General features: G+C 70.2%; 16 protein-coding genes. 12 read left to right on the top strand and 4 right to left on the bottom strand.

The features are described from left to right. Nucleotides 1-56: 56 nt before the first annotated feature. On the top strand, nt 57-1,088 hold the full coding sequence (locus tag ACFY32_RS20200) for an alanine racemase (RefSeq protein WP_359190448.1): 1,032 nt from the start codon (nt 57-59) through the stop codon (nt 1,086-1,088). A 122-nt stretch (nt 1,089-1,210) separates the two neighbouring features. Here ACFY32_RS20200 and ACFY32_RS20195 read toward each other — a convergent pair whose 3' ends face one another. After that, on the bottom strand, nt 1,211-2,710 hold the full coding sequence (locus ACFY32_RS20195) for a glycosyltransferase family 87 protein (protein ID WP_390674878.1): 1,500 nt from the start codon (nt 2,708-2,710) through the stop codon (nt 1,211-1,213). A 129-nt stretch (nt 2,711-2,839) separates the two neighbouring features. Then, the gene (locus tag ACFY32_RS20190; RefSeq protein ID WP_390674877.1) at nt 2,840-5,524 is read right to left on the bottom strand and encodes a transglycosylase domain-containing protein; all 2,685 of its coding nucleotides are present in this window, start codon (nt 5,522-5,524) and stop codon (nt 2,840-2,842) included. 362 nt (nt 5,525-5,886) lie between these two features. Between ACFY32_RS20190 and ACFY32_RS20185 the strand changes: the two genes are divergently transcribed. The 4 genes from ACFY32_RS20185 to ACFY32_RS20170 all read left to right on the top strand — a co-directional run bounded on the left by ACFY32_RS20185 (nt 5,887) and on the right by ACFY32_RS20170 (nt 9,813). Further along, complete coding sequence (locus ACFY32_RS20185) at nt 5,887-6,564, top strand: PadR family transcriptional regulator (RefSeq protein ID WP_359190439.1); 678 nt, start codon at nt 5,887-5,889, stop codon at nt 6,562-6,564. Nucleotides 6,565-6,608: 44 nt separating this feature from the next. Continuing rightward, the gene (locus ACFY32_RS20180) at nt 6,609-7,691 is read left to right on the top strand and encodes an inositol-3-phosphate synthase (protein WP_359190437.1); all 1,083 of its coding nucleotides are present in this window, start codon (nt 6,609-6,611) and stop codon (nt 7,689-7,691) included. Between the two features lie 229 nt (nt 7,692-7,920). Further along, nucleotides 7,921-9,198, top strand: a complete 1,278-nt coding sequence (locus ACFY32_RS20175) for an MFS transporter (RefSeq protein ID WP_390674876.1) — start codon at nt 7,921-7,923, stop codon at nt 9,196-9,198. Nucleotides 9,199-9,306: 108 nt separating this feature from the next. Further along, entirely contained in the window at nt 9,307-9,813 is a 507-nt protein-coding gene (locus ACFY32_RS20170) for a hypothetical protein (RefSeq protein ID WP_359190431.1), read from the top strand. A 91-nt stretch (nt 9,814-9,904) separates the two neighbouring features. On the opposite strand, the gene ACFY32_RS20165 is transcribed toward ACFY32_RS20170, so the two are convergent. Further along, complete coding sequence (locus tag ACFY32_RS20165) at nt 9,905-11,350, bottom strand: CCA tRNA nucleotidyltransferase (protein ID WP_359190428.1); 1,446 nt, start codon at nt 11,348-11,350, stop codon at nt 9,905-9,907. A gap of 201 nt (nt 11,351-11,551) precedes the next feature. Here ACFY32_RS20165 and ACFY32_RS20160 point away from each other — a divergent pair, with 201 nt between their 5' ends. The 7 genes from ACFY32_RS20160 (at nt 11,552) to trxA (ending at nt 21,377) form a co-directional block, all read left to right on the top strand. Next, complete coding sequence (locus ACFY32_RS20160; RefSeq protein ID WP_390674875.1) at nt 11,552-13,945, top strand: DUF6049 family protein; 2,394 nt, start codon at nt 11,552-11,554, stop codon at nt 13,943-13,945. 44 nt (nt 13,946-13,989) lie between these two features. Next, the gene (gene murJ / locus ACFY32_RS20155) at nt 13,990-16,401 is read left to right on the top strand and encodes a murein biosynthesis integral membrane protein MurJ (protein WP_390674874.1); all 2,412 of its coding nucleotides are present in this window, start codon (nt 13,990-13,992) and stop codon (nt 16,399-16,401) included. A 140-nt stretch (nt 16,402-16,541) separates the two neighbouring features. Continuing rightward, the gene (locus tag ACFY32_RS20150) at nt 16,542-18,236 is read left to right on the top strand and encodes a serine/threonine protein kinase (protein ID WP_390674873.1); all 1,695 of its coding nucleotides are present in this window, start codon (nt 16,542-16,544) and stop codon (nt 18,234-18,236) included. 27 nt (nt 18,237-18,263) lie between these two features. Next, nucleotides 18,264-18,989 carry an RNA polymerase sigma factor SigM gene (sigM, locus tag ACFY32_RS20145; RefSeq protein WP_359190417.1) on the top strand — a complete coding sequence of 242 codons (726 nt, stop codon included), beginning with the start codon at nt 18,264-18,266 and terminating at the stop codon, nt 18,987-18,989. Continuing rightward, nucleotides 18,986-19,891 (top strand): anti-sigma factor family protein, encoded by a 906-nt coding sequence (locus ACFY32_RS20140; RefSeq protein ID WP_390674872.1) that lies wholly within the window; start codon nt 18,986-18,988, stop codon nt 19,889-19,891. The genes sigM and ACFY32_RS20140 overlap by 4 nt, the downstream gene beginning before the upstream one ends. Before the next feature lie 141 nt (nt 19,892-20,032). Then, nucleotides 20,033-21,001 carry a thioredoxin-disulfide reductase gene (gene trxB, locus ACFY32_RS20135; protein WP_390674871.1) on the top strand — a complete coding sequence of 323 codons (969 nt, stop codon included), beginning with the start codon at nt 20,033-20,035 and terminating at the stop codon, nt 20,999-21,001. 43 nt (nt 21,002-21,044) lie between these two features. Then, nucleotides 21,045-21,377: a thioredoxin gene (gene trxA / locus ACFY32_RS20130; RefSeq protein WP_359190409.1), complete on the top strand. Its 333-nt coding sequence runs from the start codon at nt 21,045-21,047 to the stop codon at nt 21,375-21,377. A 104-nt stretch (nt 21,378-21,481) separates the two neighbouring features. On the opposite strand, the gene ACFY32_RS20125 is transcribed toward trxA, so the two are convergent. Then, complete coding sequence (locus ACFY32_RS20125; RefSeq protein WP_359190406.1) at nt 21,482-22,099, bottom strand: GNAT family N-acetyltransferase; 618 nt, start codon at nt 22,097-22,099, stop codon at nt 21,482-21,484. Nucleotides 22,100-22,293: the final 194 nt, after the last annotated feature.

The following is a 22,293-nucleotide window of genomic DNA, read 5'->3' as shown; positions in this document are numbered from 1 at the left end:
CGACAGCTCCATACCTCTGATACACCGCAGCCACGAGAAAGGTTCCAGGTCCGGCCATGGCGCTCACGCTCTACGTCGACACCGCGCGCTGGCGGGCGCACCACAAGCACGTGCAGGAGCAGTTCCCCGGGCTGGTCCCGGTCTGCAAGGGCAACGGCTACGGCTTCGGGCACGAGCGGCTGGCGGAGGAGGCCACGCGGCTGGGCTCGGACATCCTCGCCGTGGGCACGACGTACGAGGCCGCCAGGATCAAGGACTTCTTCGGCGGTGACCTGCTGGTCCTGACGCCGTACCGGCGCGGCGAGGAGCCGGTGCCGCTGCCCGACCGGGTGGTGCGCTCCGTGTCGTCCGTGGACGGTGTGTACGGCCTGGTGGGCGCCCGGGTCGTCATCGAGGTGATGTCCTCGATGAAGCGGCACGGCATCAGCGAGCAGGACCTGCCGCAGTTGCACGCCGCCATAGAGAACGTCCGCCTGGAAGGCTTCGCCCTCCATCTGCCGCTGGACCGTGCCGACGGCTCGGACGCCGTCGAGGAGGTCATCGGCTGGATGGACCGGCTGCGCGCCGCCCGCCTGCCGCTGCACACGATGTTCGTCAGCCACCTCAAGGCGGACGAGCTGGCCCGGCTCCAGCAGCAGTTCCCGCAGACCCGTTTCCGCGCCCGCATCGGCACCCGGCTCTGGCTGGGCGACCACGACGCCACCGAGTACCGCGGGGCCGTCCTGGACGTCACCCGGGTGACCAAGGGGGAGCGGTTCGGCTACCGGCAGCAGAAGGCGGCCTCGGACGGCTTCCTGGTGGTCGTGGCGGGCGGCACCTCGCACGGGGTGGGCCTGGAGGCCCCGAAGGCGCTGCACGGCGTCATGCCGCGCGCCAAGGGCGTCGCCCGTGCCGGCCTCGCCACGGTCAACCGGAACCTCTCGCCGTTCGTCTGGGGAGGCAAGCAGCGCTGGTTCGCCGAGCCCCCGCACATGCAGGTCTCCATCCTGTTCGTGCCCTCGGACGCGCCGGAGCCCCAGGTCGGCGACGAACTGGTGGCCCACCTGCGGCACACCACCACGCAGTTCGACCGGCTCGTCGACCGCTGACCCCCGCGCGGCGGAGGCCGACAGCCCGAAGGCCGTGCACGGTCATCCGCGCACGGCCTTCGTCATACCGGTCGGCACCCGTCCGGCCGACCCGGCTGGCCGTCGCCACCAGGGCTGTTCGCTCAGAGCGAACCGCCACTCGGCCGCCGGGTGCCCCACTCCACCTGGGGCCCCACGATCTGGGCCACCGGTTGTGCGGAGCGCGCCGCCGGCCCCAGCGCGAAGGAGTCGTCCGCGCCGTCGAGCACCCCGCCCGAGGGATCGTCGTCACCGGCCCTGCGCACCGGGTCGCGGTCGGGCATCAGGATGTCGCGCACCACCATGACGCAGAGGTAGAGCGTGCCCAGCAGATGCAGCCCGATCGCCCAGTGGTAGCCGTCGGTCGGCAGGCCCTTGTGGGCGTCTCCGCTGGTCGTGTACGCGAGGTACATCCAGATGCCGAGGAAGTAAGCCACCTCGCACGCCTGCCAGATGAGGAAGTCCCGCCACTTCGGCCGGGCCAGCACGGCCAGCGGCACCAGCCACAGGACGTACTGCGGTGAGTAGACCTTGTTGGTGAGGATGAAGGCCGCCACGATCAGGAAGGCCAGTTGGGCGAAGCGCGGACGGCGGGGCGCGGTCAGCGTGAGCACCGCGACGCCGGCGCAGCACAGCAGCATCAGCAGCGTGGCGAGCGTGTTGACGGTCTCGGTGCTGAGCGGGTCGGACGAGTTCTGGGCCAGGATCAGCCAGAAGGACCCGAAGTCGACGCCCCGGTCCTGGCTGAACGTGTAGAACTTCGACCAGCCCTCGAAGGCGAACAGCATCACCGGCAGGTTCACCACCAGCCAGGACGCCACCGCCCCGCCCAGGGCCGCTCCGAACGCGCGCCACTTGCCCGCGCGCCAGCACAGGACGAGCAGCGGGCCGAGGAGCAGGAAGGGGTAGAGCTTGGCGGCCGTGGCGAGCCCGAGGAGCACCCCGAAAGCGAGGGAGCGGCCCCGTGACCACATCAGCATCGCGGCGGCCGTCAGCGCGACCGCCAGCAGGTCCCAGTTGATGGTCGCGGTGAGCGCGAAGGCGGGCGCCAGGGCGACCAGCAGTCCGTCCCAGGGCCGCCGGGCGTGGGTCCTGGTAACGCAGACGGCGATGACCGCCGCGCAGACCATCAGCATTCCGGCGTTGACCATCCAGTACCACTGTTCCTGGTGCTGGATGCTGCCGCTGCCCGGGGTGAGCCAGGACGCGACCTCCATGAACACCCCGGTCAGCACCGGGTATTCGAGGTACTGCATGTCCCCGGGGAGCTTGTCGAAGTACGGCACGAGACCGTCGGCGAATCCGCGTCCGTTGTAGAGGTGCGGGATGTCCGAGTAGCACGCGTGTGTGTACTGCGAGCTGGCGCCGAAGAACCATCCCCCGTTGTAGCAGGGGGCCTTCTGGACCAGGCCGAGGGCGAACACGCCGATCGCCACGAGCACGATCACCCGCGCCGGAGTCCACCAGGACGTCCCGAGCAGGACCCGTCGGCCGATGGGACCGCCGATCAGCTCGCTGCCGGCCGCGGCGACCTGATCCTCCCTGGTCGGCAGCACCGGCCCCGACGGGTGCGCGCTCGCTTGCGTCGATTCTGCACTGGGCATGGGGCACATCCTGCCGTACGTCCCTCGGAAAACACCGAGGGCCGCCGCTCCCGGTCGGTGCGGCGGCCCTGTTTCACGTGAAACATAGGGGTGTTTCACGTGAAACACCCATGCCGGGCAGTGCTCTGGCTAGCCGTTCGGGCCGCCGAAGAGGTCGCCATTGGCGCCACCCCGTGGGTTGCCCTCCTCCGACGACTGGGAGACCGATGGCGAGGGAGACTCGCCGCCGCCCTCCGAGCCGCCGTTCTCCGAGCCACCGTTCTCCGAGCCGCCGTCGCTCTCGTGCTCGCAGTTCCAGTCGAAGACACCGCAGGACTCGGACGCGGACGGGCTGGGGGACTCTTCCTCCTCCGACTCGGTGACCGACGGGGTAGGCGTCGGGCTCTCCTTCTCCTCTTCCGTCTCGGTGACCGAGGGGGTCGGCGTCGGCGTGGGGTCGTCGTTGATGACCTCACCGATGGGCTCCGGCGTCGGGAACTTCTTCGCCGGCTGACCCTTCAGCGCCTCTTCCATGTAGTCGTGGAAGATCTCGGACGGGAACGAGGCACCGTGGATCGACTCCTGGTCACCCGTTCCGTACATCTCCAGGAAGGTGCGGTTCTTGATCGACTCGTCGTCCGGGTAGCGGAACATGGTGATGGCGGTCGAGAGCTGCGGGGTGTAGCCGACGAACCAGGCGGACTTGTTGCCGTCGGTCGTACCGGTCTTGCCCGCCACCTCGCGGCCTTCGAGCTGGGCGTTGGTACCCGTGCCCTTCTCCACCACGGTCTTCAGCACGTCCGTGACGTTGTCCGCGACCTTGGCCGTGAACGCCTGCTCGGTCTTCACCTCGTGCGTATAGATCGTGCCGTCCTTGTTCGTCACCTTGGTGACGGAGAACGGGTCCCGCTGCTTGCCGCTGGAGGCGAAGGTGCCGTACGAGCCCGCCATCCGGATGGCGCTCGGGTCGGAGATACCGATCGAGAAGGAGGGGAACGAGGTGCCGGCCAGGCTGTCCTCCAGAAGGCCCGCCTCGGTCGCGGCGTCCTTCACCTTGTCCAGTCCGACGTCCATGCCGAGCTGGACGAAGGAGGAGTTCACCGACTCCCGCATCGCCTCGCGCAGGTCGATCTTGTAGTCGGGTGCCTCACCGTAGGAGACGCCGCCGTCATTGACCTGGAGCCACTCCTCGCCCTCCTCGTTGTGCCAGACGCTGCCGTCATAGTTCTTGATCTTCAGCTTGTTCTGGCCGCTGTAGAGGCTCTGCGGGGAGACCACCGTGCGCTCGTCCTGTGCCTGGACCTGGCCGAGGTCGGGATTGCGCACGCCCCACTGCATCGCCGCCGCGAGAACGAACGGCTTGAACGTCGAACCGACCTGCGCACCGGTCACATCGGCGTTGTTGGTGAAGTGCTTGGTCGCATCCGCACCACCGTAGATGGCCTCGATGGCACCGGTCTCGGGATTCACGGAGGCACCGCCGAACTGGACGTGGGTGTCCGTGTCCGGGCGCTTCTTCGGATCGATGTTCTTCTTGTAGACCTTGGTGACGGCGGTCTCCAGTTCCTCGACCTTGTTCTTGTCGAAGGTGGTGTAGATCGAGTAGCCGCCCTGGTCGAGCTGGCTCGCGGTGACCACGTCGTTCTTGATCAGAGACGCCTTGGCGAGGTCGACGAGATAGCCGACCTGGCCGCTGAGCTGGGTGTTCGTCCGCGGGTTCTGCCACTTGGGCAGCGTCTTGTACTTGTCGCGCTCGGCCTGGCTCAGATGGCCGTACTCCACCATCTTGTCGAGGGTGTCCTGCATCTGGAGCAGGGCCCGCTTCTGGTTCGCCTTCGGGGTGGCGGCCGAGTCGATGGACTGCGAGCCCTGCGGGTCGTAGTAGGTGGCGCCCTTGAGCATCGCCGACAGGAAGGCGCACTCACCCGGGTTCAGGTCGACGGCGTCCTTCTCGAAGTACGCCCGCGCCGCGGCCTGGATGCCGTAGGCGCCGCGGCCGTAGTAGGCGGTGTTGAGGTAGCCCGCGAGGATGTCGTCCTTGTCCTTGGTGGCGCCCACCTTGATCGAGACGAAGATCTCCTTGACCTTGCGGGAGACCGTCTGCGACTGATCGTCCAGCATCGCGTTCTTCACGTACTGCTGGGTGATGGTAGAGCCGCCCTGGGTGTTGCCGCCCCGGGCCATGTTGAGCACGGCCCGCGCGATGCCCTTGGGGTCGACGCCGCTGTCGTCGTAGAAGGTCTTGTTCTCCTGCGAGATGACGGCGTTCTGCATCGCCTTGGGGATCTGCGAGAGGTTGATGATCTGGCGGTTGCGCTCACCGCCGGTGGCGACCATCTGCTCGCCGTCGGCCCAGTAGTAGACGTTGTTCTGCGCCTTCGCGGTCTTGGCCATGTCGGGGACCTCGACCATGGAGTAGGCGAGGCCGGCCGCCGCCACCATCGCGCCGAAGAAGCCGATGCAGAGGCCGGAGGCGAGCTTCCAGGACGGCACCCAGCGGCGCCATCCGTCGCGGTCGAAGCGCGGATAGTCGATCAGCCGCTTCTTGCCGGGCGCCGCCGCCCGGCCGCGTCCCCCCGGTGCCGCGCGCCGGCCCGCGCGGCCGGGTTCGGCCGCTCTGCGGCGGCCGCCCGCACCGCGCTGGGCCGCGCGACGGGCTTCGGCCCGGCCGCCGTAGGGGCGCTCCTCACCCCCCGGACCGTACGAGCCGGACGGAGACTCTGTGGCGCCCCGCGGTGCCGCGCGGCGGCCGGAGGACGAGCCGGACTGGCCGCGTCGGGCCGCGGCACGTCCGCCTCCCTGCGGCTGCGGCGGTTTGCGACGGTGCTCGCTCATCGAACGACTACTCCTCGGGCAGGCGCACCTTTGCGCGCCTGGCAACGGCGGCTGGTTTCCGGTCCCCCCGAAGTACGGATGCGGCTGCTGCCGTATGCACCCGTACTGCACCGAGGACAGGGACGCCCCCGGGCGTCACTCGGTTCCCGGTGGTCTGCATGGCGCACAGACTACGCACCGCCGAAACCCCCGAGCTTCGAAGTTCACCTCAAATCAGGCAACTTGCTTCCCATGAATCGGCGATGTGATCCCGTTCACGGACCCCCCTCTTGTTCCGCGGGACGGGCCGTTCTATCGTCTGGATGTATCGAGTCGATACATCAGCTCGGCATAAGGGCCCACGCGACAGAGAGGAGGCGACGATGAGCCGGCGTTCCGGAATCCTCGAGTTCGCCGTCCTCGGCCTGCTCCGCGAGTCCCCGATGCACGGCTATGAGCTGCGCAAACGGCTGAACACGTCACTGGGGGTCTTCCGGGCGTTCAGCTACGGGACGCTGTACCCCTGCCTCAAGACGCTGGTCACCAACGGCTGGTTGATCGAGGAACCGGGGAACACCACGGAGACCGCCGCCCCCCTGGCCGGCCGCCGGGCCAAGATCGTCTACCGGCTGACAGCGGAAGGCAAGGAGCACTTCGAACAGCTCCTGTCGCAGACGGGTCCCGACGCCTACGAGGACGAGACCTTCGCCGCCCGCTTCGCCTTCTTCGGACAGACCTCGCGTGACGTACGCATGCGTGTCCTGGAGGGCCGCCGCAGCCGGCTGGAGGAGCGCCTGGAGAAGATGCGCGTCTCGCTGGCGCGTACCCGGGAGCGCCTGGACGACTACACGCTTGAGCTCCAGCGCCACGGCATGGAGTCCGTGGAGCGCGAGGTGCGCTGGCTGAACGAGCTCATCGAGAGCGAGCGGGCGGGACGGGACCTCAGGGGTTCCGCCGGCGAGGGGACCGCTCAACAGGACACCACACATGGAGCGACGGGCGGCCTGCCCCGGCCCGGGGACCACCCCCGGCCGGATACGCCCGACGACACCGCCACGTGAGCGCCCAGTCAGGGCCTCACTCGTACACACAGGGAGCAACCGGAATGGGTTCGGTTCGCGTAGCCATCGTCGGCGTGGGCAACTGCGCCGCATCGCTGGTGCAGGGCGTCGAGTACTACAAGGACGCCGACCCGGCGGCCAAGGTCCCGGGCCTGATGCACGTCCAGTTCGGCGACTACCACGTCAGTGACATCGAGTTCGTCGCCGCCTTCGACGTGGACGCCAAGAAGGTCGGCCTGGACCTCGCGGACGCCATCGGCGCCTCCGAGAACAACACCATCAAGATCTGCGACGTGCCGAACACCGGTGTCCAGGTCCAGCGCGGCCACACCCTCGACGGTCTCGGCAAGTACTACCGCGAGACCATCGAGGAGTCCGCCGAGGAGCCGGTCGACGTCGTCCAGATCCTGAAGGACCGGCAGGTCGACGTCCTGGTCTGCTACCTGCCCGTGGGCTCCGAGGACGCGGCGAAGTTCTACGCCCAGTGCGCCATCGACGCGCGGGTGGCCTTCGTCAACGCCCTTCCGGTCTTCATCGCCGGCACCAAGGAGTGGGCGGACAAGTTCACCGAGGCGGGCGTCCCGATCGTCGGCGACGACATCAAGTCGCAGGTCGGCGCCACCATCACGCACCGCGTCATGGCGAAGCTGTTCGAGGACCGGGGCGTCGTCCTGGACCGCACGATGCAGCTCAACGTCGGCGGCAACATGGACTTCAAGAACATGCTCGAGCGTGACCGCCTGGAGTCGAAGAAGATCTCCAAGACGCAGGCCGTCACCTCCCAGATCCCCGACCGGGACCTGGGCGAGAAGAACGTCCACATCGGCCCGTCCGACTACGTCGCCTGGCTCGACGACCGCAAGTGGGCCTACGTCCGCCTGGAGGGCCGCGCGTTCGGTGACGTCCCGCTGAACCTGGAGTACAAGCTCGAGGTCTGGGACTCCCCGAACTCCGCCGGTGTCATCATCGACGCCCTGCGCGCCGCGAAGATCGCCAAGGACCGCGGCATCGGCGGCCCCGTGCTGTCCGCGTCGAGCTACTTCATGAAGTCCCCGCCGGTCCAGTACTTCGACGACGAGGCCCGCGCCAACGTCGAGAAGTTCATCGCCGGCGAGGTCGAGCGCTGACCCGCTCCCGCCGCTGAGCGCAGAGGGTCCCCGGTCGCGGTGCGTCCGGGGGCCTTCCCGTAGGCGGGGCCTTCCCGTCAGCGGGGCTTTCCCGTGGGCGGGGTCTCCCGTGGACGGGGTCTCCCGTGGACGGTGACCCTCCCGTAGGGGAGGACCTTCCGTAGGCGAAGACCTTCCCTGGGCGGGGCCGTCCGCCCGGGGGCCGCGCCCGTATGTGAGGCTGTGCCCCATGGCCGTCGTCCGTGACCTGCGCGTCCTGCTGCGCTTGCAGGGGTTCCGGCGCCTGCTCGCCGTGCGCCTGCTCTCCCAGGGCGCCGACGGCGTCTACCAGGTGGGCCTCGCCACCTATGTCGTCTTCTCGCCGGAGGAGCAGACCTCGGCCGCCGCGGTCGCCTCCGCCATGGCGGTCCTGCTGCTGCCGTACTCCCTGGTGGGCCCCTTCGCCGGCGTCCTCCTCGACCGCTGGCGCCGCCGCCAGGTCTTCCTCTACGGCAACCTGCTGCGCGCCCTGATGGCCTCGGTGACGGCCGTCCTGATGATCGCCGCCGTCCCGGACTGGCTGTTCTACGTCTCCGCCCTGTGCGTGACCGCCGTCAACCGCTTCGTCCTGGCCGGCCTGTCCGCCGCCCTGCCGCGCGTGGTCGACGCCGAGCGGCTGGTGATCGCCAACTCGCTCTCCCCGACGGCCGGGACCCTGGCGGCGACGGCGGGCGGCGGCCTCGCCTTCGCCGTCCGCCTGGTGGTCGCGGACTCCGACGCCGCCGTGGTGGTGCTGGGCGCGGTGCTGTACCTGTGCGGTGCGCTGGCCTCGCTGCGCATGGCGGTGGAACTGCTGGGTCCCGACCGGGCCCTGGTACGGCCCCGACTGGCCACCGCCCTCGCCGGCACCGCCCGTGACCTGGCGGCCGCGGTACGGCACCTGGCCGCGCCGGCCCGGCGGGAGGCGGCCCGGTCGCTCGCGGCGATGACGCTGATGCGGTTCTGCTACGGCGCCCTGCTGGTGATGCTGCTGATGCTGTGCCGGTACGCCCTGGCCTCCGGCACCGACGAGGGGCTCGCCCTGCTCGGGCTGGCGCTGGGCGTCTCGGGCGCCGGCTTCTTCGCGGCGGCGGTGCTCACGCCCTGGGCGGCGGGGCGGCTCGGCCCCGGCCGCTGGATGGCCCTGTGCGCGGCGGCCGCCGCGGTGCTGGTACCCGCCCTCGGCCTGCCGTTCGCCACGGCGCCGCTGATCGCGGCCGCGTTCGTGCTGGGGCTGACGACCCAGGGTTCGAAGATCGCGACCGACACCATCGTGCAGACCTCGGTCGACGACGCCTTCCGTGGCCGGATCTTCTCGGTCTACGACGTGCTGTTCAACGTCGCCTTCGTCGGCGCCGCCGGAGTGGCCGCGCTGATGCTGCCGCCGGACGGGCGCTCGGTGCCGCTCGTGGTCACGGTCGCCCTGGTCTACGCGGCGGTTGCGGTGGCTATGACCCGGTTCGAGCACCGGTCAGTGTCACATCCATGACACGGAGTCCTCTGTGGGGACGGAGATGTCAGTGGGGCCCGATAGCTTACGTGGGTCTTATGCGCGACATGTTCGCGTCACGTACCCATGTTTGAGGGGGACCCCCAAGTGACCACTCCGCCGCCCCAGGGCAATCCGTTCGCGCCGGGCCAGCCGCAGGCTCCGCAGCAGCCCCAGGGCCAGAACCCCTACGCCCAGGGTCAGCCGCCCATGCCGCAGCAGACCGGGCAGCCCGGGTTCCCCCCGCAGGGCGGTGCGCCGTTCCCGGGGGCCCCGGTCCCGCCCAGCGCTCCCACCGGCCGCTTCAAGAAGAAGGCCCTGCGGATCGTCGCCATTGTGCTCGTCGCGGCGGCTATCGGCATAGGCAAGTGGTACTTCAGCCAGAGCGACGCGGAGACCACCGCGGTGGGCAACTGCATGCACAACGAGGGCACGCAGACCTCGCCGGACCTGAAGACGGTCGACTGCTCCTCCAGCGACGCCCAGTACAAGGTCGTGGAGAAGTTCGACGACAGCACCGACAGCGGCAAGTGCGAGGCCGTCAAGGAAGCGGAGATCTCGTACTGGCAGCAGGGTGACGGTCACGATGTCGTCCTCTGCCTGAAGGAAGTCTGAGCCTGCAAAGGGTTCTGAGCGGGAGACGGGGTCATGTTTCACGTGAAACATGACCCCGTTTCCCATGGGCCCGTGCGCCGGACCGGGCCGCTCAGCCCTGCTGCTGGGCCCACCACTCCTTGAGCGCCGCCACCGCCTCGTCGCGCCCCATCGGCCCGTGCTCCAGCCGCAGCTCCAGCATGTGCTGGTACGCCCGCCCGACGCCCGGACCGGGCCGGATGCCCAGGATCTCCATGATCTCGTTGCCGTCGAGGTCCGGTCGGATCGCGTCCAGCTCCTCCTGCTCCTGAAGCCTGGCGATCCGCTCCTCCAGCCCGTCGTACGCCCGGGAGAGCGCCGCGGCCTTGCGCTTGTTGCGGGTCGTGCAGTCGGAGCGGGTCAGCTTGTGCAGCCGGCCGAGCAGCGGACCCGCGTCCCGCACGTACCGGCGGACCGCGGAGTCCGTCCACTCCCCGGTGCCGTAGCCGTGGAACCGCAGGTGCAGCTCGACCAGGCGCGAGACGTCCTTCACCAGTTCGTTGGAGTACTTCAGGGCCGTCATGCGCTTCTTGGTCATCTTGGCCCCGACCAGCTCGTGGTGGTGGAAGGAGACCCGGCCGTCCTTCTCGAAGCGGCGGGTGCGCGGCTTGCCGATGTCGTGCAGCAGCGCGGACAGGCGGAGGGCCAGGTCGGGGCCGTCCTCCTCCAGGGCCATCGCCTGCTCCAGGACGATCAGCGTGTGCTCGTAGACGTCCTTGTGCCGGTGGTGCTCGTCGCTCTCCAGCTTCAGGGCCGGCAGCTCGGGCAGGACCCGGTCGGCGAGGCCGGTGTCGACCAGCAGCGTCAGGCCCTTGCGCGGGTGCGCGGAGAGGATCAGCTTGTTCAGCTCGTCCCGGACCCGCTCGGCCGAGACGATCTCGATGCGCCCGGCCATCTCCTTCATCGCCGTGACGACCTCGGGAGCCACCTCGAAATCGAGCTGCGCGGCGAATCGCGCGGCCCGCATCATCCGCAGCGGGTCGTCCGAGAACGAGGACTCCGGCGTGCCCGGCGTCCGCAGCACCCGGGCCGCGAGGTCGTCCAGCCCGCCGTGCGGATCGACGAACTCCTTCTCGGGGAGCGCCACGGCCATCGCGTTGACGGTGAAGTCCCGCCGGACGAGGTCCTCCTCGATGGAGTCGCCGTAGGACACCTCGGGCTTGCGCGAGGTGCGGTCGTACGCCTCCGACCGGTAGGTCGTGACCTCGATCTGGTAGCCCTCCTTCTGCGCCCCGACGGTGCCGAAGGCGATCCCGACCTCCCAGACGGCGTCCGCCCACGGGCGCACGATCTTCAGGACGTCCTGGGGGCGGGCATCGGTGGTGAAGTCCAGATCGTTGCCGAGCCGCCCGAGCAGCGCGTCCCGGACCGAGCCGCCGACCAGGGCGAGCGAGAACCCGGCCTCCTGGAAGCGGCGGGCGAGGTCGTCGGCGACCGGCGAGACCCGCAGCAGTTCGTTCACCGCGCGGTGCTGCGCCTGACTCAGGGCACTGGGGTTGACTTCGTTGGCGTTCGGCACAACAGAAAAGGGTACGTGGCCCGCGCGGACCCGGCCGCACACCTTTTCCTCCGCTCCCCTTTATAGGGGCATATACGGGACCGGTCCGGCCCGGGTTTCCGATCTTGTGGTGCCCTCCGCGGCACTTACCCTCAGCGCGCCTCGTTACCATGCGTGGACGCACATTCCGACGACCACTGACGACGAGGGACGGGCGAGCGCGTGGCCGAGGCGGCAGACATCCAGGGGACCAGTCCCTCACCTGCCCGCCGCCGGGTACGGCGCACACTGGCCCTGCTCACCGGGACGCCCCTGCTGGCCGGCCTGGTGCAGATCCCCGCCGCCGGTGCCGCGCAGGCCGAGGGGCGGGACGGGGTCCGGGCCGCCTCCGACGCGGGCGGCGTGAGCGTGGCCGTCGACTCGCTCAGCCCCGCCGCCCCCGGGGACGGCGACACGGTCACCGTGTCGGGCACCGTGACCAACCTCGGCAAGCGGACCGTCACCGACGCCCATGTGGGGCTGCGCGTGGGAGAGCGGCTCACCACCCGGGCGGCCATCGACGAGGTCGCCGAGGACAGCCACGACCTGTCGGACGCGCCCGGTACGGAGATCGACGACAAGTACGGCACGAAGTTCGCCAAGCTCACCCCCGGTGTCGCCGAGAGCTTCAACGTCTCCGTGCCCGTCGACGAGCTGGACCTCGGCGAGAACGGCGTCTACGAGTTCGCCGTGGCGCTCTCCGGGCAGACCTCCGCGCAGCCCTGGGAGCAGGTCCTCGGCGTGCAGCGCACCTTCCTGCCCTGGAAGCCCGACGGGTCCGGCATCAAGACGAAGACGACGTACCTGTGGCCGCTCGTCTCCGACGCCCACATGGCCGCCGAGACCGGGTCGAACGAGAGCCAGACCCCGGTCTTCCTCGATGAGGACCTGGCCGAGGAGATCTCTCCCGGCGGCCGCCTCGACCAGATGGTGGCCCTCGGCAAGGACCTCGACGTCACCTGGGTGGTCGACCCCGACCTGCTGGCCTCCGTCGACGCGATGAGCGGCAGCTACGAGGTGCGGGGCGCGGACGGCACCAACACCGCCGGCAAGCACCAGGCGGTCGCCAAGCACTGGCTGGCGGACCTCCAGGACGCGGTGGAGGACAAGGAGGTCGTCGCGCTGCCCTTCGCCGACCCGGACCTCGCCTCCCTCGCCCACAACGGCACGGACATCACGGGCTCGCTCAGCCAGCTCCAGGACGCCACGGACGTCGTCGCCAACACGGTCGAGCCGATCCTCCACGTGAAACCGAGCACGGACTTCGCCTGGCCGGCGGAGGGCGCCGTCGACCCGTCGATCGTCAAGGTCGCCACCTCCGCGGGCGCCGACAAGGTGATCGCCCGCAGCGACAGCCTCCAGGAGACCGGCGGCCTGTCGTACACGCCCTCAGCGGCCCGGCCCATCGGAGGCGGGACGACGGCGGTCGTCGCGGACGCCCGGCTGTCGACGGCCTTCGAGGGCGACCTGACGAAGGCGTCCGCCTCGACGGCGGCCGTGCAGCGGTTCCTCGCGCAGAGCCTGGCGCTCGGCCTGCAGACCGGCAAGCAGCGCAACGTCGTCGTCGCCCCGCAGCGGATGCCGACCGGCAGCCAGGCTCGGGCGATGGCCGAGGCGCTGACCGCCCTGGAGCACAGCACCTGGTCCCAGTCCCAGGACCTGACGGACGCCGCCACGGCCAAGCCGGACCCGGGCGCCACCACCAAGGTGCCGACGCGCTCCTCGTACCCCGCCAAGCTGCGGAAGCGGGAACTGCCGCACGCGGCGTTCGAGCAGATCGCCCGGACCCAGGACAAGCTCGGCCACTTCAAGGTCGTCCTCTCCGACCAGTCCCGGGTGGTGACCCCCTTCGGGCGGGCACTGAACCGCGGGATGTCCACGGCCTGGCGCGGCCGGGCGGCCCAGGCGCAGTCCTTCCGCGACGGCGTGGAGACCTACCTCGACGGACTGACCGGCCGGGTCAGACTGATCGACAAGTCGGAGATGAAGCTCTCCGGCCGCAGCGCCACGATCCCCGTGACCGTGCAGAACAACCTGGTCCAGGGCGTCGACCACCTGGTGCTCCGGCTCACCTCGACCAACCCGACACGTCTGAAGATCGACGGCGACGCCTACCAGGAACAGCCCGTCACGGTCTCCGGCGGGCACAGCCAGTCGGTGAAGTTCACCACGTCCGCCAACGCCAACGGCCAGACGACGGTGATCGCCCAGCTCTTCACGGCGGACGGGCAGCCGTACGGCCATGCGGTCACCTTCAACGTGAAGGTCACCGAGATCACCCCCACCGTCATGCTGGTCATCGGCGGCGGCGTCCTCCTGCTCGTCCTGGCCGGCTACCGGATGTACCAGCAGCGCAAGCGCGCCGCCGCCCGCGCCGGGGACGAGGACGGTCCCGGCGAGGGCGACGACGGGACGGCGGACGGACCCGAGAACCCGGCGGGCCCCGAGGCACGTCTCCAGGGGGAGTCCGGGGCACACGGCCGGGCAGGCGACCCCGTGCAGCCGAGTGACCCGACACCGGACACCGCAGCGGAAAGCGCCGACCCGTCCGGGACGGGTGAGAGAGTGGACCGTTGAGGATGTCGTGGCCGGTCGGCCCGGGACGATGAGGTGGGGTAACCATGAACGCGCCGTACGACGGTGACCGCGGCCGGGCCGCGGGCGGCTCGGGGCACCCCGAGGGCCCGCCGCCCGAGCACGGCCAGGTACCGCCGCAGCCTCCCGCGGACATGTACCTCCAGGACGCCTACGACCAGGACCCCTACCGGGCGCAGGACCTCGCCGCCCAGGACCCGGTCGACGAGGCGCTCTACGACCGCGCCGCGCACCCGCCGCCGCCCCCGGGCACGTACCCCCCGCAGCAGCCGCTCTACTCCCAGCCGCCCCAGTCGCCGTACGCCCCCGACCCGCGGGTGTGGGCGCAGACGCCGGCGCCCGAGCCCGACAGCGCGACGCAGCACCTGCCGTACGGCGACGACCCGCGCACGACGCAGTACGTCGGCGTGGACGACCTGGTCGCCCAGGCCGGCGAGGAGCGGCACGAGCCGGACGCCTTCGCGCACCTCTTCCGGGACCAGCAGCAGGGCGGCGGCCACCCCGCCTACGACGACCAGCCGTCGGTGCCCGGCCCCTCCCCGGCGCCGAACCCGTACGGCGCGGCGCCCGGCCCCTACGGACAGCAGCAGGCACACGGCGCGTACGGCGAGCCGCAGCCCCCGTACGGCCAGCAGCAGAACCAGTACGGCACGCCCCAGGCGCCGGGCCCGTACCAGGCGGCCCCGGCGCAGTACGCGGCGACCGCGCCCGGCCAGTACGCGACCGCACCGCCGCCCGCGGCGGCCGAGACCCCCGCGCAGGGGATCGAGGAGCCGATGGCGGCCGCCCCCGCAGCCGCCAAGAAGAGCGGCCGCGCGGCCGGGCTGCTGAAGTCGAGCGCCGTGATGGCGGCGGGCACCATGGTCTCCCGCCTCACCGGCTTCATCCGCTCCGCCCTGATCGTCTCCGCCCTCGGCGTCGGCTTGCTCGGCGACACCTTCCAGGTCGCCTACCAGTTGCCGACGATGATCTACATCCTCACCGTCGGCGGCGGGCTCAACTCCGTCTTCGTGCCGCAACTCGTGCGGGCCATGAAGGAGGACGACGACGGCGGCGAGGCGTACGCCAACCGGCTGCTCACCCTCGTGATGGTGGCGCTGGGCGCGCTCACCGTCCTGTCGTTCTTCGGGGCGCCGATCCTGATCCGCCTGCTGTCCGGCTCGGTCGCCGACGACGCGCACGCCAACCAGGTCGGCATCACCTTCGTGCGGTACTTCCTGCCCTCGATCTTCTTCATGGGCGTCCACGTGGTGATGGGGCAGATCCTCAACGCCCGCGGCAAGTTCGGCGCGATGATGTGGACGCCGGTCCTGAACAACATCGTCATCATCGTGACGCTCGGCATGTTCATCTGGGTGTACGGCACCGCCGCCGACTCCGGGATGGAGGTCGGCGCCATCCCGCCGGAGGGGCAGCGGCTCCTCGGCGTCGGCGTCCTGCTCGGCCTCGTCGTGCAGGCGCTGGCGATGATCCCGTACCTGCGCGAGACGGGCTTCCGGCTGCGGCCGCGCTTCGACTGGCGGGGACACGGACTGGGCAAGGCCGTCACCCTGGCCAAGTGGACGTTCCTGTTCGTCCTCGCCAACCAGGCGGGCGCGATCGTCGTCACCCAGCTCTCCACCGCCGCCGGCGATACCTCGCACGTCGACGGCACCGGCTTCGCCGCCTACGCCAACGCCCAGCTCATCTGGGGACTGCCGCAGGCCATCATCACCGTCTCCCTGATGGCGGCGCTGCTGCCCCGGATCTCCCGCTCGGCGGCCGAGGACGACGCCGGCGCCGTCCGCGACGACATCTCGCAGGGCCTGCGCACCACGGCCGTCGCGATCGTGCCGATCGCCTTCGGCTTCGTCTCGCTCGGCATCCCGATGTGCACGCTGATCTTCGGTTCCTCGGGCACCGCCGAGGCCACCAACATGGGCTACATGCTGATGGCCTTCGCCCTCGGCCTGATCCCGTACTCCGTCCAGTACGTCGTCCTGCGCGCGTTCTACGCCTACGAGGACACCCGGACGCCCTTCTACAACACGGTCATCGTGGCCGCCGTCAACGCGGGTGCCTCGGCGCTCTGCTACTTCCTGATCCCGGCGCGCTGGGCCGTGGTCGGCATGGCCGCCTCCTACGGTCTGGCCTACGCGACCGGCGTCGGCGTCGCCTGGCGCCGGCTGCGCAAGCGGCTCGGCGGGGACCTGGACGGCTCCCGGGTGCTGCGCACCTACGCCCGGCTGGCCATCGCCTCGGTGCCGGCCGCCCTGCTCAGCGGTGCGGCCTGCTACGGCATCGGCCACACCCTCGGCCAGGGCGTCCTCGGCTCGTTCGCCGCGCTGCTGGCGGGCGGCGTGGTGCTGCTCGGCGTCTTCTTCGTGGCCGCCCGGCGGATGCGGATCGAGGAGCTGAACTCGCTGGTCGGTATGGTCCGCGGACGCCTGGGACGCTGAGACGGGGGGTAGGCGCACAACCATCGTCCGCCGCCGCGTGTCGTGCATAGCGGCGGACTGTGGGCACAATTGGTTTCGGCGTCGGACGGCGCGCATCGGGTGCCGACCGGCGCGCAACGAATGGGGAGGCAGGAACGACGGTGGCGGAACGGAGCACGGCTGCCGTCGACGTGGCAGCCACCAGCGGCAGGAAGTCGCTGGCCGCCGAGGCGGACCAGGCCACGGCCGACGGGGTGGCCAACAACCGGGAGCGGGACACGGACAGCGACGAGGCACAGGAAAGCGCCGGAACAGAGGTGTCCGGGAAGACCCCGCCTCCCGAACTGCACAGCGGCCACAAGCTCGCCGGACGCTACCGGCTCGAGGAGTGCGTCACCCGTCTGGACGGATTCAGCAGTTGGCGGGCGGTCGACGAGAAGCTCCGCCGCGCCGTCGGCGTCCACGTCCTCCCCTCGCAGCACACCCGGGCCCGTTCCGTACTGGCCGCCGCCCGCTCCTCCGCCCTGCTGGGCGACCCCCGTTTCGTCCAGGTGCTGGACGCCGTCGAGGACGACGACCTCGTCTACGTGGTCCATGAATGGCTTCCCGATGCCACCGAGCTGACCGCCCTGCTCGCCGCCGGCCCGCTGGAGGTGTACGACGCCTACCAGATGGTCAGTCAGGTCGCGTCCGCCATGGCCGCCGCCCACCGCGAGGGCCTCGCCCACCTCCGCCTCAACCCCAACGCCGTACTGCGCACCTCGACCGGCCAGTGGCGCATCCGCGGCCTCGCCGTGAACGCCGCGCTGCGCGGCATCAGCTCCGACACCCCGCAGCGCACCGACACCGAGGCCATCGGCGCCCTGCTGTACGCCACGCTCACCCAGCGCTGGCCGTACGAGAACGACGCGCACGGTCTGTCCGGGCTGCCCAAGGACCTCGGCCTGATCCCGCCCGACCAGGTGCGGGCCGGTGTCCACCGGGGCCTGTCCGAGCTGGCGATGCGCGCGCTCGCCAACGACGGCGCCACCGCCTCCCGCCACGAGTCCCCGTGCACCACGCCGGAGGAACTGGTGAAGGCGATCGGCGAGATGCCCCGCATCCGCCCGCCGGAGCCGGCGTTCACCACCCCGCCCGAGTACCAGCGCACGACCTACCAGCAGGGCACCTACGGCCGTCCGGCGCCGCATCCCGGCGTCACCCAGGCGGTGCCGGCTCCGCCGCCCCCGCTGCAGAGCCGTACCGGCAAGGCCCTGAAGTGGGGCGTCTCGGCGCTGCTCATCGCCGCGCTCGGTCTGGGCAGTTGGCAGTTGGCGGACGCCCTCATGGACCGGGGCGGCAAGGCCGGCGACCAGAACCGCACGCAGACGACGGACAGCGACGACAAGAGCCCGAAGAAGCCGGTGTCCGGCAAGCCGATCGCGATCAGCGAGGCGCGCGACTTCGATCCCCTCGGCGACCAGTCCGAGAAGCCGTCCGAGATAGGGAACGTCTACGACGACAGCACGGCCACGTACTGGCAGACGGACTACTACCTCAGCTCCGACTTCGGCCGTCTGAAGTCGGGCGTCGGCGTCATCCTCGACCTGGGCAAGGCCCAGCGGGTCGGCAAGGTGACCGTCACCTTCGTCGGGGACACCACGGTCGAACTGCGCAGCGCGAGCGCGGACGCCGCCTCGGAGCCGACGTCCCTGGACTCCTACAGCAAGGTCGCCGAGGGCTCCGGTACCACCGTGGTGCTCAAGCCCGACAAGACGCTCAAGAGCCGTTACCTTCTCGTGTGGCTCACCGATCTGCCCATGCAGGCGAACGGCCAGTGGCGCGGCAGGCTGGCGGACATCAAGGTGACCAGCTAAGGCATCGGCCGCGAGGGAGGGGGCGAGATGGCGGACGGCTCCGGGGAGGACGGCCCGAGCGATCACGACCTGCTCGCCCGCCATCTGCGAGGCGACCCCGACGCCTTCGGTGAACTGGTACGCCGCCACCGCGACCGACTCTGGGCCGTGGCCCTGCGGACGCTGGGGGACCGGGAGGAGGCCGCCGACGCCGTGCAGGACGCGCTGGTCTCCGCCTACCGTGCCGCCCACACCTTCCGCGGCCGGTCCGCCGTCACGACCTGGCTGCACCGGATCACGGTGAACGCCTGCCTGGACCGCGTCCGCAAGGCCGCCTCCCGCAGGACCGCGCCCGTGGACGACACCGAGCGGCTGGACCAGTTGCTGGAGCCGCACGAAGCGGCCTCCGCACCGGCCGAGCGCAACGACCTGCAACGCCAGCTCGTGGCGGCCCTCGCCACCCTCCCGCCCGATCAGCGGGCGGCCCTCGTCCTGGTCGACATGCAGGGCTACCCGGTCGCCGAGGCCGCCCGCATCCTCGACGTGCCGATCGGCACGGTCAAGAGCCGCTGCGCCCGCGGCAGAGCCAGACTGCTCCCGCTGCTCACCCACCTCCGCCCGGTCGGCGGCGGGGACGGCACGGCACCGGGCGCGGAACGGAACCGGACGCAGGGGACACCCGTCCCACCCGCAGCGACACCACGACAGGCGGACCCACCCGACGCGGGACCGAGCGATTCCCCAGCAGTGAAGGGCGGAGGTGGACGAACATGACGTCGTCGACGACAGACATGGCCGGACACCCGGACGTCGCGGAGATCTCCGACCTCACCGAGGGCCTGCTGCCCCCGTCCCGGACCGCCGCCGTACGACGTCACCTGGACGCCTGTGAGCTGTGCGCGGACGTGCACGCCTCCCTGCGGGAGATCCGGGGACTGCTCGGTACCCTCCCGGGGCCGCAGCGGATGCCGGAGGACGTGGCAGGCCGGATCGACGCCGCCCTCGCCGCCGAGGCACTGCTGAACGCCACGGCCCCTCAGCCGACGGACGCGACGGCGCTCGGCGCGCCCGGCGCCGAGCCGGACGGAGACGGCCGGGCGCATGTTTCACGTGAAACATCGGCCCCGGCGGGGCGACCGCGCGCCTCCACCACCGGACCCGGGCGCAAGAACCGCACACGGGCCGGACGCCGGAGGATCGCCACGCTGGGAGCCGTGTTCGCGGCGGCCGCCCTGGGACTGGGCTCGGTGATCGTGGCCTCCGTCCATGACAGCGGTTCACCCGAGCCCGCCCAGCGGACCACCCTCGCCGACACCTTCTCCGAGGGCAGGCTGGAGCGACAGGTCGCCGATCTGCTGAGCGACGAGCAGCCCGTGCACGGCGGGCGTACGCCGCACACCTTCGGCACGCAGTCCGAGGGCGGTGCCGAGAACGGTACTGGTCTCTTCACACAGACCGCGGTCCCCGAGTGTGTCCAGCAGGGCATCGGGCGCGACGAAATGGCGCTCGCCGTGGAGGAGGGCGTCTTCCAGGGAAGCAAGGCCATGCTCGTGGTGCTGCCCGAAGCCTCCGACGACAGCCGGGTCACCGTCTACATCGTGGAGTCGACCTGTGTCGGGCAGCCCTCGTCCGACAAGGCCGAAGTGCTGCTGAAGCACTCCTACCCACGGTTCTGACCGCCGGACGCCTCACCGTCGGACGTGTGCGCGGACACAACGGGAATGCATGCCCCTTAGTATCCGTTGAGTGGGTCGAGAGCACTGAGAAGCGCTCGCCCCGGTCCTGCAAGACGCAGTCCAGAGACGAGGAATCAAGCCGTGAGCGACGTCCGAAACGTGATCATCATCGGCTCCGGGCCCGCCGGTTACACGGCGGCGCTCTACACCGCGCGGGCGTCGCTGAAGCCGCTGGTCTTCGAGGGCGCCGTCACCGCCGGCGGTGCGCTGATGAACACCACCGAGGTGGAGAACTTCCCCGGCTTCCAGGACGGCATCATGGGTCCCGAGCTCATGGACAACATGCGCGCCCAGGCCGAGCGCTTCGGTGCCGAGCTGGTCCCGGACGACGTCGTCTCCGTCGATCTGACGGGTGAGATCAAGACCGTCACGGACACCGCCGGTACGGTCCACCGTGCCAAGGCCGTCATCGTCACCACCGGCTCGCAGCACCGCAAGCTCGGTCTGCCGAACGAGGACGCCCTCTCCGGCCGCGGCGTCTCCTGGTGTGCCACCTGCGACGGCTTCTTCTTCAAGGACCAGGACATCGCCGTGATCGGTGGCGGTGACACCGCCATGGAGGAGGCGACCTTCCTCTCCCGCTTCGCCAAGTCCGTGACGATCGTCCACCGCAGGGACACCCTCCGGGCCTCCAAGGCGATGCAGGAGCGTGCCTTCGCCGACCCGAAGATCAGCTTCGTCTGGGACAGCGAGGTCGCCGAGATCCATGGCGACCCCAAGCTCTCGGGCCTGAAGCTGCGCAACCTCAAGACCGGCGAGCTGTCGGACCTGCCCGTCACCGGCCTGTTCATCGCGATCGGCCACGACCCGCGCACCGAGCTGTTCAAGGGACAGCTCGACCTGGACGCCGAGGGTTACCTGAAGGTCGACGCGCCCTCGACCCGGACCAATGTGCAGGGCGTCTTCGCCGCCGGTGACGTGGTCGACCACACCTACCGCCAGGCGATCACCGCGGCCGGCACCGGCTGCTCCGCCGCTCTCGACGCCGAGCGCTTCCTCGCCTCGCTGTCCGACGAGGACAAGGCCGAGCCCGAGAAGACCGCAGTCTGACCTCCCTTCCCCTCTCACGCACCAACCAGTTAAGGAGCCCGCCGTGGCCGGCACCCTGAAGCAAGTGACTGACGCCTCCTTCGAGGAAGAGGTCCTCAAGAGCGACAAGCCCGTACTGGTGGACTTCTGGGCCGCCTGGTGCGGTCCGTGCCGCCAGATCGCGCCGTCCCTCGAGGCGATCGCTGCCGAGTACGGCGACAAGATCGAGATCGTCAAGCTCAACATCGACGAGAACCCGGGAACGGCCGCGAAGTACGGCGTCATGTCCATCCCGACCCTGAACGTCTACAAGGGTGGCGAGGTCGCCAAGACCATCGTCGGCGCCAAGCCGAAGGCCGCGATCGTCCGCGACCTCGGGGACTTCATCGCCGAGTGATGTTTCACGTGAAACACGAATGGGCCGACCCGAAAGGGTTGGCCCATTCGCTTTGCCGCGCCCGCGAGGCCGGTCGTCTCACGACGGCCTGAGGATGTTGGCCCTCACAGCGGCCTGAGCGCCGGTTCCTTCTGCACGGCCCCCAGCAGCCGGTCGAGCGCCATCTCCACGTCTTCCTTCCAGGACAGCGTGGACCGCAGCTCCAGCCGCAGCCGAGGATGACTGGGGTGCGGACGCACCGTCTTGAAGCCGACGGCCAGCAGATGGTCCGCCGGCAGCATGCAGGCGGGCTCCTTCCAGCGGGCGTCGCCGAATGCCTCGATCGCTTTGAAGCCCCGGCGCAGAAGATCCTTGGCGACCGTCTGCACCATCACCCGGCCCAGTCCCTGGCCCTGGTATCCCGGCACGATGAACGCGGTCATCAACTGCACCGCGTCCGGCGAGACAGGACTCGTGGGAAACGCCGTGGACCGTGGCACATAAGCGGGAGGGGCGTAGAGGACGAAGCCGACCGGGACGTCGTCGACGTAGACGACCCGGCCGCAGGAGCCCCAGTCGAGGAGGACGGCGGAGATCCAGGCTTCCTTCTCCAGAGCGGGGGTGCCCGCCTTTATCGCGGCTTCGCCGCTGACGGGGTCCAGCTCCCAGAAGACACATGAGCGACAGCGCTGGGGGAGGTCCTCAAGGTTGTCCAGCGTGAGCGGTACGAGCCGACGCCCCATGAAGGCTGTTCCTCGCTTCCTTCGCCCGCAGCGTCACGAGCGGCTGTCAGTGCACTCCGTTCCCTGAGCAGCCTGCCGATGAACCCGGCGACCGCACGTCATACCTGATCGCATCGTATCCACCATACGATTGCCCTGATACCGACTGAAAGCAAAGAGCGAGCCACGTTCCGGTACACACCGGACATGGCCCG

Source organism: Streptomyces sp. NPDC000134 (genome assembly GCF_042899225.1).
Classification (GTDB): Bacteria; Actinomycetota; Actinomycetes; order Streptomycetales; family Streptomycetaceae; genus Streptomyces.
The sequence above is the reverse complement of the archived record's forward strand: the minus strand, read 5'-3'. Positions and strand labels throughout refer to the sequence as shown.